Origin of the sequence: Sphingobium sp. B11D3B (assembly GCF_025961735.1) — a bacterium.
Classification (GTDB): domain Bacteria; phylum Pseudomonadota; class Alphaproteobacteria; order Sphingomonadales; family Sphingomonadaceae; genus Sphingobium.
Window position 1 is genome coordinate 2,956,660 of sequence record NZ_JAOQOF010000001.1, and the last position, 17,159, is coordinate 2,973,818.

Sequence of the window (17,159 nt, forward strand, 5' to 3'; positions counted from 1 at the left end):
CGCCGGGGTTGTGCTCCCCCTCCCCTCCGCTACACTCGTCGCGATCAGGAGAGACCATGACCCCCACCCTCAGAATAGACTTCGTATCCGACATTGCCTGCCCCTGGTGCGTGTTGGGCCTGCTCGGGCTTGAAGAGGCGATCGGTCGCCTGGCGGGTGACGTGGATGTCGATCTGCATTTCCAACCGTTCGAGCTCAGCCCAGATATGGCACCGGAGGGACGCACTGTCGTCGATCATCTTGCGCAGGCTTATGGATCAACGCCCGACGAGATCCTCCAGCGCCGCGCCGTGGTGAGCGATCGCGCCGCCGCTTTGGGCTTCGACATGAAGACCTCGCTGGAGACGCGCGTCTACAACAGCTTCAATGCCCATCGCCTGATGCATTGGGCAGGGCTGCAAGGCCGGCAGCCGGCCCTTGCGCGAGCCTTGTTCGAGGCTTATCACAGCCGCAACGAGAATATCGCGACCGCTGACGTGCTCCTCGACGCCGCCGAGCCAGCCGGGCTGGACCGGGATTCAGCAAGCGCGGTTCTCGGCTCGGACCAATATGCCAATGATGTGCGCCAAGCCGAATATCTCTGGCAGACCCGCGGCGTGACAGGCGTGCCGGCAGCGATCATCGACGGTCGCTACCTGATCTCCGGCGCGCAGCCCGCCGAGGCCTATGAGCAGGCGTTACGCCAGATCGCCGCACAGCCGCAATCGGACGGCAACCCGCCCGCCCCCGCGTAAAAGCGCGGGGCCGTGCCGCTTAGCCGGGCTTGCGGAACCGCAACGTCATGCGGTCGCTTTCGCCCACCGCCAGATATTTGTCCCGATCGACCGCGCCATTGCGCAGGGTCGGCGGCAGCGTCCAGACGCCGGTGGCCCAATCGGCCGTGTCGCGCGGATTGGCGTTCACGTCGGAACTTGCCTCCAGAACGAAGCCGGCATCTTCAGCCAACTTGCGGACCGTCGAGACTTTCAGATAGCCGCTCGTCTTCTCGGCCGCGGTGTCGCGGTCTTCGGGCAGGCGATGATCGACCACGCCCAGCACGCCACCGGGCTTGAGCATCCGGAAGAACTGGCCGAAAATCTCGCCACCATTGCCGCGCATGACCATATTGTGGACATTGCGGAAGGTGAGCACAGTATCCGCCGCGCCATCTGGCACCTCGGTCAGCTCGACCAGCTTCACCCCGCCATAGAGCGCGGAATTGGATGCGATCAGCTTCTCTGTGGACTGGCGCCCCTGCCCGCCGGGCTGGACGCCATAATAGGTGCCGCCACCCTTGGCCGCCAAAGGAGCGAGAATCTCGAGATACCAGCCACCGGAGGGGAAATATTCGACGACTGTCTGATTGCCGCTCACGCCGAAGAAGCTCAGCGTTTCGGCCGGGTGGCGATATGTGTCGCGTGCAACATTGCTGGCTGTGCGGGTCGGCGCAGCCACGGCTGCGGCGATGTCCGGCTTGATGGCGACGGCTGCCTCGGTAGCCGCCAGTACCGGAGCGGTGGCGACGGCACCGCCAGCGAGCAGAAACGCACCGGCGAGCATGAGGGATGTCCTGAAAGGCATGGCGTGTCTCTCCGTGAGGGGGCGTTATGCGGCAAGATGTCGCAAGCCCGGACGGAGCGCAACCCAATGACGGACGAACGCGCTGCCCTTAGAGGCAGGCTTCGAGCAACGCCTGGTCGAAGCCGAAGCCGCGCGCCTTCTCCAGCGTATAGGGACGCAGGCCCATCGAGCGATATTCGCCGATGATCCGCCCGTCCGCATCTTCATCCAGATATTCGAACTTGAACAGCTCCTGGGTGACGATCACGTCGCCCTCCATGCCGATCACCTCGGTGACGTTGGTCACCCGCCGTGAGCCATCGCGCAGGCGCTTCACCTGCACGATCAGGTCCACCGAATCGGCGATCTGCTTTGAAATGGCTTCCTTGGGGATCTTGATGTCGCCCATCAGGATCATGTTCTCCATACGGCCGAGGCACTCGCGCGGGCTGTTGGAGTGGAGCGTACACATGGAGCCATCATGGCCGGTGTTCATGGCTGCGAGCAGATCGAAACACTCCGCGCCACGAATTTCGCCCAGAATGATGCGGTCCGGGCGCATACGCAGGGCGTTCTTGACGAGATCGCCGATGGTGATCGCCCCCTGCCCTTCCAGGTTCGGCGGCCGGGTTTCGAGCGGCAGCCAGTGCGGCTGCTGAAGACGCAGTTCCGCCGCGTCCTCGATGGTGATCACGCGCTCGCCCGGATCGATCATCTTGGAGAGGGCATTCAGCATCGTCGTCTTGCCCGAGCCGGTGCCGCCCGAAATCACGATGTTGAACCGGCAGGCCCCGGCGATCTTGAGCGCCGTTGCCATCTTGTCGGACATCGAGTCGCCCCGCGCCATGATGTCCAGCGTGATCGGCTTGGCGGCGAACTTACGAATCGAGATCGCCGTGCCGCGCAACGAGAGCGGCGGTACGATCACGTTGACGCGGCTACCGTCCGGCAGGCGGGCGTCCGCCAGCGGCGTGGTCTGATCGACCCGGCGGCCGACCTGATTCACGATGCGCTGGGCGATCTGGAACAGATGCTCCTCATCGCGGAAATGAATCTGCGCGAGCTGCAGCTTGCCCTTCTTCTCGATGTAGGTCTGGGCCGGGCCGTTGACCATGATGTCGCTGATATCCGGGTCGGCCAGCAACTCCTCGAGCGGCCCGAACCCGAGCAGCTCATCAACCAGCACCTTCTCCAGTGCAAACTGCTCGCGCCGGTTGAGCGTGAGCTTGAGCTGCGCCAGCACCTCCATGATGATCGGCCGGAATTCCTCGGCCAGCTCATCCTTGGTCAGCGTCGCGGCCGCCTCCGGGTCCACCCGCTCCAGCAAGCGCGGCAGCACCTGCTCCTTAATGCGATGGACGTTGGCCTCGAACCCCTGCGAATGATCGGTCTGCGCATGCTCGGAATTCATCCGCTCATTGAGGCGCCCGAGCGCATCGGCGTGACGATCGGGGGTGGGGTTGGCCGGAAGATCGGGGGCAATAGGCTCCGCTGCTGGAGATGGACTTGTCGGGGCTGCTCCCGGTCCATGCATCGGCCGCGCCACCCCGAAGGATGGCTTGCCGCCCAAACCGTTCTTTCGTCCAAATGCGTTCATCATCGAACCACAGAATTGCGTAGAATCACCGCAACCACTTAGCCGCCATAGGTTGCGAAAGATTAAAGTCGGAACATCGCCGAGGCACTTCGCCTATCCGACGGTAAGCAGCAAACAGGCGGGTGCCTGCCTCCTCTCGATAATGAGCCCTGAGAAAGGCGGCGATGGATTGGTCAGATGCAAAGAAGGACTGGACGTTGAAGTACCGTCTGGGAACCCCGTAGCTGTGTTCCATTCGCTCGACGAGGATTAACGCTGGCGGACGACAGCGCAAATCGCGATCGGTTTGAAGCAATATCGTGGCGGCCAAAGAACGGATCAGCCCAGGATCAGACGGATGTACCGCGACATTCCCGATCGCAGGGAGCATCCAATAAGAATAGAGGTGAAGCGGCCACTCCAACCCTAGCCGCTCAATTGCAGGCCATTGGAACATTGGGTCGGCGGCCAAAACCGCCACTGGTTGTCCTTTTGGAACACTGCCAAGCAGCGCGCCCGTCTCTCGTTCCAACCAGTTTTGATAAGGCCCCTGCGCAATCCCGATATAGACAGCAAACCCGATAACAGCCGCGCCGAGTGGATAACGAGGGACTGCCCGAATGCCTTGAGACGTAATGCGAACGGCTACTGCAGCAAGCAAAGCGCCAGTAACCGGCAGAGCATGATACTGCCATCCTTTGAGTTGTGCGAAATAGGCAAAACCGAATCCTATGGCAACGAGAGCAAATGCTGTGTCTATTGGTTTATCGGGGTCGACAAGCCTTCTGTTCATCACGAAAGCCAGCCCACCGATCAGCCACACGATTTGCGCAGGCTCATCTATCATTAGCAAGAATGGAACTTCGTAGCCGTGATAGGCAGCCCGTACCATTGGCACCATGCGCGTCAGGAAGTCAGGCGCCAGCACTATGACCGCCGCAGCGTAGAGCCCTGCCATGACCGCTAGCACTGCCGTTTCGGGTCGCACGGGTGACCACCGGCGGCGCAATGAAAGGAAGAGCCAAGCCTCCAAAAGAACTGGAATAGCCAGGAAATAGTGCTTTAACGCGAAGCCGTAGGAGGCCGCCAACCCAATAGCGACCGCCAAACATGGCACAACTTCGTGCCCCGACCGTCGCCTAGATATCAGAGCAGCATAGGGCAGCGCGCAGATCAAAGCGAGTTGCTCGCGTTGTCCGAAATCGAACAGCGGCAACGCGACCATGAACCAGTAGCAAAAAAGCATTACCGCACAGCGTCGCGCGGCGGTTCCGAAGTCGCCGAGAGCACCGATCGCAAGCGCAGATGCCGTTCCCATAGCAATAACGGTGGCCACGAGCAGGTAGCGTGGGGCAACGCCAATTATATCTGCGAACTGTACGATGGGGATGGCAGACCAGAACCAAATCGGGGGATTTAGCTCCCAGATATCCTTGTAAAGCACCGCCCCTTGGATAATTCGCCGGGCGATCCAGATCTGCCACACAACGTCATGGGTCAGGGGAATTGTTGTGAGGACAATTGCAGTTATGGCACCTGCAAAGAAAATGGTGATTTCCGGCCACCAAGAGCGCATCGTATATTTTACTGCCGAGAAATCAAATTTTTCGCGGAATACGTAAAAGCGTGACATGATGAAAAATACCGTCGTGTATAACACCATGCCAGGTATTTGCAGCATAATACCATTATACTGGCCAGCCGCGCGCAGGGATAGTAGAACGCAGACGTTCGTGCTGTATGCGACTGCGAACGCGAATAGGAAGCGAAGCCCCTCCTGCAGCGCAGCTTCCCCCGTCCGACGAAACGTCCAAACACGGTTAGCAAAAAACGAGAATGAAAGGCCGCCTGCATAACCCACGACGTTCGCTGTCAGGTCGCTATAACCTGCCGCGAGCATAGCCGCGATAATCAGGAGACTGAGCGCAGTGTTAACGGCGCCCACGGTTCCAAACCGAGCAGCGGACGAAAGGAGTTCACTCATGCTACGTCCGAGAGGCGGGCCCGCAAACCTTGGTCAAGATTGTGCACCGGATTAGCCGACTGCACCGGCAAAGCGACTATCTCTTTGATAAGAAAGAGGGGACGGCGCTTGGTTTCCATGTACATTCTGCCCAGATATTCTCCGAACACTCCTAAAATAAGGAGCTGAATGCTTCCGAGCACGAGGATCAGAGCGGCGAGACTTGTCCAGCCCGCGACCGTTCCTGACACAACATAAGCATAACCCACCCAGCCGAGCGCAAGCACGCCGGCGAGAGCAAATAACAGGCCCAAGTACGAAGCAAAACGGAGGGGCAACACGGAGAAGCTCGTCGCAGCGTCAAGGGCAAACGCAATCATCTTTCGCAGGGGGTAGTGGGTAGACCCAGCGAATCGCGGGTCACGTTCATATGGGAGCGCACATTGATTGTAGCCAAGCCAGCTCACCATTCCGCGAACAAACCTATAGCGTTCTGGCATTGCATTGAGGTGGGCAAGTACCCGCCGTGTCATCAACCGGAAATCGCCAGTGTCGGCCGGGATGTCAACTTCAACGATTTTACCCATCAAACGGTAGAAAATGCTGGCCGTTGCCCTTTTGAATACGCCCTCACCATGACGCGCCACCCGCTGGCCGTAGACGACATCATAACCATCCCTTATCCGTTTGAGCATATCTGGGAGGAGTTCAGGCGGATCCTGTAGGTCTGCGTCCAGAATGAAGATCAACTCACCTCGACTCTGGTGTAACCCGGCTGTTAGCGCAAGTTGATGGCCGTGGTTTCGCGCCAAATTCACACCGGTGACACCCCGTCCCGCATTGACCGCTTTCATGATTTGTGACCACGTGGCGTCGGTCGATCCGTCGTTAACTAGGATGATCTCATAGCTAGTCTCAAACGCGGCCTCGCAGACAACCGCCACCCGCCGGACCAGCTCCTCTATTCCGCCTTCCTCATTGTAGCAGGGTACGACTACCGATAGAGCGACTGACCCTATCTCGATCGCGTGTTCGCCAACCATCTGCTGCCCCTTCCAATCTGGAGCCGCACATAAAGGCCAGGCGTTGAGATTCTATAAAGGCTATTTTCCGAAGGCTCCTCGGCCCTCAGCCAGCCTTCTCAGCAAGCACCGTCAGGCCAGCTTCGCTCACTTCCGCAAAGCCCCCTTCGACCATGATCACGCGTGGCTCAGCGCCGTCGCGGTCGTAGACCTTGAGGGCGCCGTCCTTGACGGTGGACATGAAGGGCGCGTGGCCTTCCAGCACGCCGAATTCGCCCTCGGTGCCGGGCACGACGACCATGTGGACGTCCTGCGAGAGGACAAGCTTCTCAGGGGTCACGAGTTCGAAGTGCAGTGCCATGGTCGTCTCTCCCCCCTCACGTCGGAGGGGTAAAGGGTGGAATGGTCGCGCCGGCGGAACATGCCCGGCGCCGACCCTGTTTCGATTACGCCCCGCGAAAGGGCGCCGACGCCTCCCGCCATAAGCGAAAGGCGCTTCAAGCCGTCAGATCAGGCTGCTTCGGCCGCCAGCTTCTTGCCCTTCTCGATGGCTTCGTCGATGCCGCCAACCATGTAGAAGGCGGCCTCGGGCAGATGGTCGTATTCACCATCGACCACGGCCTTGAAGCTCTTCACCGTGTCTTCGATCTGGACGAACTTGCCCGGAATGCCGGTGAACACCTCGGCGACGTGGAAGGGCTGCGAGAGGAAGCGCTGAATCTTGCGAGCACGGGCGACGGTCAGCTTATCCTCTTCGGACAGCTCGTCCATGCCCAGAATCGCGATGATGTCCTGCAGCGACTTGTACTTCTGCAGCGTCTCCTGAACGCGGCGGGCCGTGTCATAATGCTCCTGGCCCACGACGGCGGCGGTCAGCACACGGCTGGTCGAGTCGAGCGGGTCGACGGCCGGGTAGATGCCCAGCTCCGAGATCGCGCGGTTGAGCACGGTGGTGGCGTCAAGGTGCGCGAAGCTGGTGGCCGGCGCCGGGTCGGTCAAGTCGTCTGCCGGCACGTAAATGGCCTGCACCGAGGTGATCGAACCCTTGTTCGTGGAGGTGATGCGCTCCTGCAGCGCGCCCATGTCGGTCGCGAGCGTCGGCTGATAGCCCACGGCCGAAGGAATACGTCCGAGCAGAGCGGACACTTCCGAGCCGGCCTGCGTGAAGCGGAAGATGTTGTCGACGAAGAAGAGCACGTCCTGCCCTTCCTGGTCGCGGAAATATTCGGCGATCGTCAGGCCCGAGAGCGCGACGCGCGCACGGGCGCCCGGGGGCTCGTTCATCTGGCCGAACACCAGCGCCACCTTGGAGCCTTCCGGCGTCGGGTTGCCGTCGGCATCCTTGGCGATAACGCCGGCATCCAGGAACTCGTGATAGAGATCGTTGCCCTCACGAGTCCGCTCGCCAACGCCAGCGAACACCGAGGTGCCGCCATGGCCCTTCGCGATGTTGTTGATCAGCTCCTGAATGAGCACGGTCTTGCCCACGCCGGCACCGCCGAACAAGCCGATCTTGCCGCCCTTGGCATAAGGCGCGAGCAGATCGATGACCTTGATGCCCGTCGCCAGAATGCTGGTCTCGGTCGACTGGTCGACGAACTCCGGAGCCTTGGCGTGGATCGGCGCGGTGGTCGCGGCATTCACCGGGCCACGCTCGTCGATCGGCTCGCCAATCACGTTGAGAATGCGGCCGAGCGTCATCGGGCCGACCGGCACCGAGATCTGCGCGCCGGTGTCGACCACGTCCTGACCGCGGGTCAGACCGTCGGTGGCGTCCATGGCAATCGTGCGCACGGTGTTCTCGCCCAGATGCTGCGCCACTTCGAGCACCAGCCGCTGGCCGTTATTGTCCGTCTCGAGCGCCGAGAGAATCGCCGGGAGCCGATCCTCGAAGATCACGTCGACGACGGCGCCGATCACCTGGCTGATCTTGCCGACATTGTTGGTGGCTGCCATGTCTCTGCTTCCTTGCCTGCTTGTCCGTTAAAGCGCTTCTGCGCCCGAAATGATTTCCACCAGCTCGGTGGTGATCGCGGCCTGACGGCTGCGGTTATACTCGATCGTCAGACGATTGATGAGATCGCCGGCGTTGCGCGTCGCATTGTCCATTGCGGTCATCGATGCGCCCTGCTCACTGGCCATATTCTCCAGCAACGCCTTGAAGATCTGGATGGTGATGTTGCGCGGCAGAAGATCCGCGAGAATCGCTTCCTCATCCGGCTCATATTCGACTGCGGCGCCCGAAGAGGCAGGCGCGTCCGCCGGCACAGCGACCGGAATGATCTGCTGCTCGGTCGGCGTCTGCACCAGCGGCGAGCGGAACGCGGCATAGAAGAGATGGGCCACGTCGAACTCGCCGGCGAAGAAGCGCTCGGAGATGTCCTGCGCCACGGCCTGGGCCTCGTCGAAACCGGGCGTGCGCACGTCCGTCGTATCGAACTGACCGGCGATGAGACCGGGGAAGGTACGCGCGATCACCGCGCGACCTTTGCGGCCGATGAGGTAGAACTTCACCGTCTTGCCCTGCGCGATCAGCACGCGCGCCTTGGCGACCGCCGCCTTGACGATGTTGGCGTTGAAAGCACCCGCCAGACCCTTGTCGCCATTGGCCACAACGAGCAGATGCACGTCGTCCTTACCCGTGCCAGCAAGCAGGCGCGGTGCGCTGTCGCCGGTCACCTTGCCAGCAAGACTGGCAACGACCTTCTCGAGCCGCTGGGCATAGGGGCGCCCGGCTTCGGCCGCCGCCTGCGCCTTGCGCAGCTTGGCCGCAGCGACCATCTGCTTGGCCTTGGTGATCTTCTGGGTCGACTTGACCGAGGCGATCCGACCCTTGAGTTCCTTGAGCGAAGCCACTGGCTCAACCTACCTTTTTCATCGTCGTGCCGGTCATGCCGGCATCAGGTCCCCACCGGCTAGGCCGATGGGGATGCGAACCATCTCAGGCGAACGTCTTGCCGAACGCGTCCAGCACGTCCTTGACCTTGGCCTTCACGTCGTCGCCGAGGTCACGGCTGTCGCGAATCGCGGCCAGGATATCGGCATGGTGGGCGCGCATATGGGCCAGCATCGCCGCCTCGTAGCGGGTGACGTCGCTGGTCGCGATGCCATCGAGATAGCCATTGGTGCCGGCGAAGATCGACACGGTCTGCTCCTCGAAGGGCAGCGGCGAGAACTGCGGCTGCTTGAGCAGCTCCGTCAGGCGCGCACCGCGGTTCAGCAGCTTCTGCGTCGAGGCGTCGAGGTCCGAGCCGAACTGGGCGAACGCTGCCATTTCGCGATACTGGGCCAGCTCCAGCTTGATCGAGCCGGACACCTTCTTCATCGCCTTGGTCTGCGCCGCCGAACCCACGCGAGACACCGAGAGACCCACGTTAATGGCAGGACGGATGCCCTGATAGAACAGGTTCGTTTCGAGGAAGATCTGACCGTCGGTGATCGAAATCACGTTGGTCGGAATGTAGGCGGACACGTCGCCGGCCTGCGTCTCGATGATCGGCAGCGCGGTGAGCGAACCGGCGCCATTGGCGTCGTTCATCTTGGCGGCACGCTCGAGCAGACGGCTGTGCAGATAGAAGACGTCGCCCGGATAGGCTTCGCGGCCCGGAGGACGACGCAGCAGCAGCGACATCTGGCGATAGGCGACGGCCTGCTTGGAAAGGTCGTCGAACACGATCACGGCGTGCATGCCATTGTCGCGGAAATACTCGCCCATCGCGGCGCCGGTATAGGGCGCGAGGAACTGCAGCGGCGCCGGCTCGGAAGCAGTCGCGGCAATGACGATGGAATATTCCATTGCGCCATTCTCTTCGAGCTGACGGACGATCTGCGCAACGGTCGAGCGCTTCTGGCCGACGGCGACATAGATGCAGTAGAGCTTCTTGCTCTCGTCGGTGCCGGCGTTCGGGCCCTTCTGGTTAATGAAGGTATCGATCGCGACAGCGGTCTTGCCGGTCTGACGGTCACCAATGATCAGCTCGCGCTGACCACGGCCGATCGGCACCAGCGCGTCAATGGCCTTGAGGCCGGTCTGCACCGGCTCATGCACCGACTTGCGGGGAATGATGCCCGGCGCCTTCACCTCGACGCGCGAACGCAGGTCCGACTGGATCGGGCCCTTGCCGTCAATGGGGTTGCCGAGGCCGTCGACCACGCGGCCGAGCAGACCCTTGCCGACCGGAACGTCCACGATGGTGCCGGTCCGCTTGACGACGTCGCCTTCCTTGATCTCGGCGTCCGAGCCGAAGATCACGACGCCGACATTGTCGGCTTCCAGGTTGAGAGCCATGCCCTGCACGCCGTTGGAGAACTCGACCATCTCACCGGCCTGAACCTTGTCGAGGCCGTGGATGCGCGCGATGCCGTCACCGACGCTGAGCACGGTGCCGACTTCGCTGACTTCCGCTTCGGCGCCGAAGTTGGCGATCTGGTCCTTGATGACCTTGGAGATTTCTGCGGCGTTGATATCCATGTTCAGCCTTTCATCGGATTCTTTGGCGCGTTAGCCGCGCATCGCCTGGGCGAGCTTGTTCAGTCGGGTACGGAGCGAGCTGTCGATCATCTGGCTGCCCATCTTGACGACGAGGCCACCCATGATTTCGGGATCGACGGTAAGATCAAGAGCCATGTCGCGGCCCGTGCGCGCCTTGAGCTGCCTGGCCAGCGCGTTCTGCTGGTCCTGGGTCAGCGGGAAGGCGGAGGTCACTTCTGCACGCGTCTCGCCACGATGGGCAGAGAGCAGCGTGGAGAATGCCCGAATCACGGCAGGAATCTGCGAGAGGCGGCGATTCTGCGCCAGCACGCCCAGCGTCCGCTCCGTCAGCGAATCGAGCCCGAGGCTCTGCGCCACGGCCTTGATCGCCTTGGCGGCATTGTCGCGGCCGACCAGCGGGCTCTGCGTCAACGCCTTGAGATCGTTCGATTCGGCCAGCGCGGCCTTGAGAGTCTCAAGGCTTGCGGCCACCGAATCGAGCGCCCCCTTGTCCCGCGCCAGCTCAAAAAGCGCGAGCGCATAACGCCCCGCCAAGCTAGCCTGAATACCGCTGGAATGCTCCACGCGCGCCTTGCCTCTTGTCCGAATTGAATCGCGCCAGAAAAGGGGAGGTACGGCTGCACCCCCCTTGACACGGGGGGGCGGTTAGCAGGGGTCGCCCTGCGATGCAAGTCGGGAGGGACAGGCCGGGCACGGATGCGCCGGAAGGCGTGGCGTCAGTGCAAAATGCGGTACAAACGCGCGCCCGGCTGCTGCAGGCGGTCATCGGAGACCAGCCAAGGCGGCACCTGTCCATCCGTCAGACTGGCAGCAAGGCCGTGAGGCGCGGCCTTGAGATAATTGCGCGCTTCCGGTGCGGTCGGGCAGAGCAGCAGATATTGGGCGGGAGTCGCCAGGACGATCGCGCGCGCCTCGTCCGGCTTGGCCGTGAAGGCGCGAATGACCGTCGCCATCGCGGCACTGTTCCGATGATAGCCCGCTGCGACGATCGAGAGATCGGTGCGATAGAGAATCAACGGCCCCATATCGATCGGCGCGAAGATCTGGCCGGATCCCAGAGACTTGAACTTGGGGCTGGCGATGGCGGTCGGGCAGTCGCCATCCGTCCGCGCATCGGTGCTGCCTTTATCCGGCGGGAACAGCATCTGGCCGAGCCCATAGGCCGGGAGTGCCGTCGAGAGGAGGAGGGTGCCCGCCATCGTGAGGCTCCAGCCGATTCGCGGCCGAAAACGATGGCGCTGGCCGGCGAGCAGCATAATGGCGGCGGCCATGCCGGGCAGGGCATAAAGCTCTGCCACCGCTGTCGCCCGCATCACGGTCATGCCGAGCAGCCAGGCAAAGGCGGCCGCCAACGCCAAGCCCAGCCACATCATCGCATCGGACGACCTGCGACAAACCCAGGCTCGCCACATGGCGGCGATGACGCCGGGGAGAGGGGCCAGAATCATCAAGGTCGCGAACGCGCCGCCCTGTCGCCAGAAGGGCAGGCCCTCGCGGACGCTATAATACCAGTAATCGCGCACCAGAGGGTCTAGCCCGGCAAATGGCCCCGCCAGACAAGCGGGCGCGATCAGCGCGACCGCAGCGGCGGCGCTGGCTCCGGCGACAATGAGCGGGACGAGGCGCGACGCTGGATTGGCGGGACGAAGCAGGCTGTCGATCAGGAAGAGCATTGCGCCCGCAATGAACAGCGCGGCGATGTAGGGCGCGGAGATCGCGTCGCAATGGCTCTCCACAAGCAGGCCAGCGCCGCGCGTGCCGAGAATCAGCAACAGGCTCGCGCCAATCAGCGTCGCCATGAACAGATGGATGCGCCGGTCGCCGGTGCGCACAAACGCCAGCGCATAGAGGCCGGCGAACAGCGCCACATAAGGCAGGCCCTCAATGGATACATGCATCCAGACCGCACAAGCCAACGCGCATCCGACCGCAGGCCAGCGGCCGGGCCGGGTCCACGCCAGCAGGGCGCAGGCCGCCATCAGCAACTGCCAGCCATGATGATCGACCCGCATCGGCGCAAACTGCAGCCCGACCATGAGGCACGCAGGCAGCAGGGCGAGCATCAGCAATGCGACTTCCCGGCCGGCTATATCCCGGAGCAGCCGGCCCATGACGAGCATCAGGGCGAGACAGAGCAGGGCCGGCACCGCCACCAATGCGACGACTTCGGCCATGGGCTGGCCGACAAGGGGCCGAAGCAGCACGATCACCAAAGCGATCGGCAGGTCCACCAGCCGGGACCAGTGCAGGTCACCACCGGCCGGCAGGTTCATGCGATATTGCGTGACGTCACTCCACGCCTGGCCATTCAGCCAGTCGCGCACCTGGACCATGCGCATGTAATTGTCCGGATCGCCGAGCGAACCCGCCCTCGTGTCGGTCCAATTGGGTATGGCGAGAAGGGCCATGGCGAAGAGCCAGATGAGCGGCACGTAGCGGTAAAAGGGCTCAGCGTGCCCGAAGCGCTGGCCCGAAGCACCCCCGGCGATCATGCGAAAACGATCGCCTTGCGCAGCATATAGGTCGCCTGGAAACTGACAGCGACCGCCAGCGCTTTGGCGAGCAGGGGCATCACCCCGAGCATCGCGCCAAGCGCGACGATGCCGGTCGTCAGCGCCAGACCGATCAGCGCAGACCCCACGAACAGCGCCTTCTGACGAACGCGATCCGCGCCGGTCGCAGCGACGCCTTGCGCGAAGACCAGGCGCGAGGAGATCAGCCAGTGCATGAGGATGCCGGCCACATAGCCAAAAGCCGCCGCAGCGGCAGGGGCCATGCCGAGGTGCAGGCCAGCCATGAACAGCCCCACGTCGCCAGCCAGCGCGACGAGGCTGGCAAGACCATAACGCAGATAGGTGTGGCCGAGCAGCCTGGCCAGAAATGCGCCCATCACCCGATCATGCCACCATGCGGCGCCCGGTCGGCACGGCCCGCTCGCTCTCCAGCGCCGCACGCTCTCCCGCGCTCAGGGCGCCCTCATGGCCCGCTTCATGATATTCGGCATCCTCGTTGACGCCCCAAATATCGAACACCCGCTTGCCGGCGATGATGTTGCGCACGGTCAGCATGGCCGTCATCATCGCGTGATCCTGATTGTTGTAGCGATGCATCCCGTTCCGCCCGATCAGGTGAAGCGTGGGATATTTGTCTTCCAGCTCGGCGCGAATGGCCGCGACATTCGCCGCATAAGCCTCGTCATAGACGGGATAGGCTTTCTCCTGACGCACCACAGCGCCGCCGACCACCTGATCCGCGCGGATGAGGCCCATCAGCACCATCTCGTCGGTCGCCAGCGCGATCAGTTCGTGATCGCTGGATGACCAGAGCCCGTCGCCCTCGAAGCAGAAATATTCGAGGCCCACGCAGGCGATATCGGGATCGGGCACCATTTCGGGTGACCAGCTGCGGAAATTTTGCACCCGACCCACCTTCACGCGCGGATCGTGAATGTAGATCCAATTGTCTGGAAACAGGTCTTCGGAGCGGATCATCAGCGCGACCGTCAGAAAATCGCGATAGTTGAGCGCCAGCGCATTGCCGAGCGTGGCCGGGACGGGATGGATACGCCCGGCTAGCTCCCGCATCGGCGCGGAGCTGATCACATGGGCGGCATTGATCGTCACCGTCTCGCCGTCAGCTTTTGAGGCCGTAACGCGCCACCGGCCTGTCACCTGATCGCGGTGAATCTGCTTGAGGGCGTGGCCCATCAGCACATGATTGCCGCCTTCGACCACGCGGTCGCGCGCGGCATCCCACATCATCCCCGGCCCGAGGCGCGGGTAGCGGAAGTTCTCGAGCAGAGTCTTGGCGCCCATACCGTTATTTGGCTTTTTGTTAAGGCCAAGGCTGCGCTTGAGGCCATCCAGCACCGCCTTGCCTAGGCTCAGGCCCTTGATGCGCTGCGCCGCCCAGTCGGCGGACATGGTATCGCACGGCATGCCCCACACCTTCTCGGTGTAGGTCTTGAAGAAGATGGAATAGAGCTTGCGACCGAACTGGTTGACCACCCAATCCTCGAAGCTGCGCACCGGCTTGATCGGCGCGATCTTGGCCTTGGCATAGCTCAGCATGCAAAGGGTCGAGCGGATGATGCCGAGATTGCGCAGCGCCTCGAAGGCGCGCAGCGGATAGCTGTAGAAGCGGCCTTGATAATAGATGCGGCTCATTCGTGGCCGCTCGATGAAATCATGGGGCAGGATCTCGTTCCACAGATCGACCACCTCCTGCGACTTCGAGAAGAAGCGGTGCCCGCCGATATCGAAGCGGAACCCCTCATGCTCGACGGTGCGGCTGATGCCCCCGACCTGCGCGGAATCCTTCTCGATCACCGTCACGCGCAGCCCCGCCTTGGTCAGCAGATAGGCGGCGGTCAGCCCGGCTGGGCCAGCACCAATGATGGCCACATCAACGGAATGGGCGGAATTCGACATTCAGGCAGGTCCCCCGGAACCGAACAGGTCGACTCCGGGAGTGAAGGATCTTGCCTAATATTCCATTAATCCACGCCGCTCGGTACCTCAGCGCGCCGGGCGCTGCCGGTTGGCGACGAGATGATCCACCACGGCCGGGTCTGCCAGCGTGGAGGTGTCGCCAAGCTGATCCACCGCGTCCTCGGCAATCTTGCGAAGAATCCGGCGCATGATCTTGCCCGAGCGGGTCTTAGGCAGGGCAGGGGCGAACTGGATCGCATCGGGCGTGGCGATCGGGCCGATCTCATGGCGCACCCACTGGACCAGCGCCTTGCGCAGGTCATCATCGCCCTCGATGCCGGCGTTCAGCGTGACATAGGCGTAGATGCCCTGTCCCTTGATGTCGTGCGGCATGCCTACCACGGCCGCTTCGGCCACCTTGGCGTGCGCTACGAGCGCCGATTCGATCTCGGCCGTGCCCATGCGATGGCCCGAGACGTTGATGACGTCATCGACCCGGCCGGTGATCCAGTAATAGCCATCCTCATCGCGCCGGCAGCCATCGCCGGTGAAATATTTACCGGGATAGGTGCTGAAATAGGTCTGGAAGAAGCGCTCATGATCGCCCCAGACGGTGCGCATCTGGCCCGGCCAACTCTCGGCGATCACCAGATTGCCCTCGCACGGGCCTTCGAGGATCTTGCCTTCGGTATCGACGATCTGCGGCACCACGCCGAAGAACGGCTTGGTGGCACTGCCGGGCTTGAGGTCGATCGCGCCGGGAAGGGGCGTGATCATGTGGCCGCCGGTTTCGGTCTGCCACCAGGTGTCCATGATCGGGCAGCGCCCGTCGCCGACGACGCGGTGATACCAGTCCCACGCCTCGGGGTTGATCGGCTCCCCGACTGAACCGAGGATGCGCAGGCTCTTGCGGCTGGTCTTTTCCACCCAGGCATCGCCCTCGCGCATCAAGGCGCGGATCGCGGTCGGCGCGGCATAGAAGGTGCTCACGTTGAACTGATCGACCACCTGCCAGAACCGGCTGAAATCGGGATAATGCGGCACGCCCTCGAACATCACCGTCGTCGCGCCGTTGGCGAGCGGGCCGTAGACGATATAGCTGTGGCCGGTGACCCAGCCGATATCGGCGGCGCACCAATAGATATCGCCGGGGCGGTAATCGAACACATAATGATGCGTCATCGCCGCCCAGAGCAGATAGCCTGCGCTGGTGTGCAGCACGCCCTTGGGCTTGCCGGTGGAGCCGGAGGTGTAGAGGATGAACAGCGGATCCTCGGCGCCGATTTCCTCGGCCGGGCAATCGTCCGAGACGCTGTCGCGCAGCACGTCATACCAATGATCGCGGCCGTCTGTCATCGTAACGGCATTGCCGGTCCGGCGCACCACAATCACGGATTCCACGCAGGTGCAGTCGTCCAGCGCTTCATCCACATTGGCCTTGAGCGGGATGGTCTTGCCCCCGCGCACGCCCTCGTCGGCCGTGATCACCACCGAGGAATCGCAATCGGTGATGCGCCCCGCGAGACTGTCGGGCGAGAAGCCACCGAACACCACCGAGTGGATGGCGCCGATGCGGGCACAGGCGAGCATCGCCATCGCCGCTTCCGGGATCATCGGCATGTAGATGGTGACCCGGTCGCCCTTGCGGACGCCCTGCGCCTTCAGCACATTTGCAAAGCGGCAAACTTCCCCGTGCAATTCGCGATAGGTGATCGTGCGGCTCTCATCGGGATTGTCACCAGCCCAGAGGATCGCCGGGACATCGCCACGCTCCGCCAGATGCCGGTCGAGGCAATTGGCCGCGATGTTGAGCGTGCCGTCCGCAAACCATTTGATGCCAAAATCGGCTTCATGGAAGCTGGCGTCCTTGACCTGGGTGAAGTCCTTGATCCAGTCGAGCCGCGCCGCCTCCTTGCGCCAGAAGCTCTCCGGTTCTGCAATCGATTGCGCATACAGGCGTGAATAATCGTCACCGGTCACATAGGCGCGCTCGCGCCAATTCGCAGGCACAGGGTAGAGGGGCTGGCTCACGCACTTCTCCAAAGACTGTTATGCGCCAACCTTAGCCGTTTTGCCGGCCATGCCAAGTCCATCGCGGATGGCACGGAACGCCGATCCAAGAAGCAGGCGCCCAGTC

14 protein-coding genes are annotated in these 17,159 nt (G+C 62.6%); 1 reads left to right on the forward strand and 13 read right to left on the reverse strand.

Translation table 11 applies throughout. From position 1 onward, the window contains the following. The first annotated feature begins 56 nt into the window (after positions 1-56). Entirely contained in the window at positions 57-734 is a 678-nt protein-coding gene (locus M2333_RS13655; protein ID WP_264612143.1) for a DsbA family oxidoreductase, read from the forward strand. A gap of 19 nt (positions 735-753) precedes the next feature. Here the strand turns inward: M2333_RS13655 and M2333_RS13660 are convergent, their stop codons facing one another. The 13 genes from M2333_RS13660 to acs form a co-directional block, all read right to left on the reverse strand. Then, positions 754-1,560: a class I SAM-dependent methyltransferase gene (locus M2333_RS13660; protein ID WP_264612144.1), complete on the reverse strand. Its 807-nt coding sequence runs from the start codon at positions 1,558-1,560 to the stop codon at positions 754-756. Between the two features lie 88 nt (positions 1,561-1,648). Then, complete coding sequence (locus M2333_RS13665; RefSeq protein WP_181561570.1) at positions 1,649-3,136, reverse strand: CpaF family protein; 1,488 nt, start codon at positions 3,134-3,136, stop codon at positions 1,649-1,651. A 25-nt stretch (positions 3,137-3,161) separates the two neighbouring features. Further along, on the reverse strand, positions 3,162-5,099 hold the full coding sequence (locus M2333_RS13670; RefSeq protein WP_264612145.1) for a GtrA family protein: 1,938 nt from the start codon (positions 5,097-5,099) through the stop codon (positions 3,162-3,164). Continuing rightward, on the reverse strand, positions 5,096-6,121 hold the full coding sequence (locus M2333_RS13675) for a glycosyltransferase (RefSeq protein WP_264612146.1): 1,026 nt from the start codon (positions 6,119-6,121) through the stop codon (positions 5,096-5,098). Before M2333_RS13675 ends, M2333_RS13670 begins: the two co-directional genes overlap by 4 nt. Positions 6,122-6,206: 85 nt before the next feature. Beyond that, the gene (locus tag M2333_RS13680) at positions 6,207-6,461 is read right to left on the reverse strand and encodes an ATP synthase F1 subunit epsilon (protein WP_181561055.1); all 255 of its coding nucleotides are present in this window, start codon (positions 6,459-6,461) and stop codon (positions 6,207-6,209) included. Positions 6,462-6,610: 149 nt separating this feature from the next. Continuing rightward, entirely contained in the window at positions 6,611-8,056 is a 1,446-nt protein-coding gene (gene atpD, locus M2333_RS13685; RefSeq protein WP_181561056.1) for a F0F1 ATP synthase subunit beta, read from the reverse strand. A 27-nt stretch (positions 8,057-8,083) separates the two neighbouring features. After that, positions 8,084-8,956, reverse strand: coding sequence for a F0F1 ATP synthase subunit gamma (locus M2333_RS13690; protein WP_181561057.1), 873 nt, complete (start codon positions 8,954-8,956; stop codon positions 8,084-8,086). A gap of 85 nt (positions 8,957-9,041) precedes the next feature. Further along, entirely contained in the window at positions 9,042-10,571 is a 1,530-nt protein-coding gene (atpA, locus tag M2333_RS13695; protein WP_181561058.1) for a F0F1 ATP synthase subunit alpha, read from the reverse strand. Between the two features lie 30 nt (positions 10,572-10,601). Beyond that, entirely contained in the window at positions 10,602-11,156 is a 555-nt protein-coding gene (locus M2333_RS13700; protein WP_264577021.1) for a F0F1 ATP synthase subunit delta, read from the reverse strand. 152 nt (positions 11,157-11,308) lie between these two features. Beyond that, on the reverse strand, positions 11,309-13,084 hold the full coding sequence (locus M2333_RS13705; protein WP_264612147.1) for a hypothetical protein: 1,776 nt from the start codon (positions 13,082-13,084) through the stop codon (positions 11,309-11,311). After that, positions 13,081-13,482 carry a GtrA family protein gene (locus M2333_RS13710; RefSeq protein WP_264612148.1) on the reverse strand — a complete coding sequence of 134 codons (402 nt, stop codon included), beginning with the start codon at positions 13,480-13,482 and terminating at the stop codon, positions 13,081-13,083. Before M2333_RS13710 ends, M2333_RS13705 begins: the two co-directional genes overlap by 4 nt. 7 nt (positions 13,483-13,489) lie before the next feature. Continuing rightward, complete coding sequence (locus M2333_RS13715) at positions 13,490-15,022, reverse strand: NAD(P)/FAD-dependent oxidoreductase (protein ID WP_264612149.1); 1,533 nt, start codon at positions 15,020-15,022, stop codon at positions 13,490-13,492. Between the two features lie 87 nt (positions 15,023-15,109). After that, entirely contained in the window at positions 15,110-17,053 is a 1,944-nt protein-coding gene (acs, locus tag M2333_RS13720; protein WP_264612150.1) for an acetate--CoA ligase, read from the reverse strand. Positions 17,054-17,159: the final 106 nt, after the last annotated feature.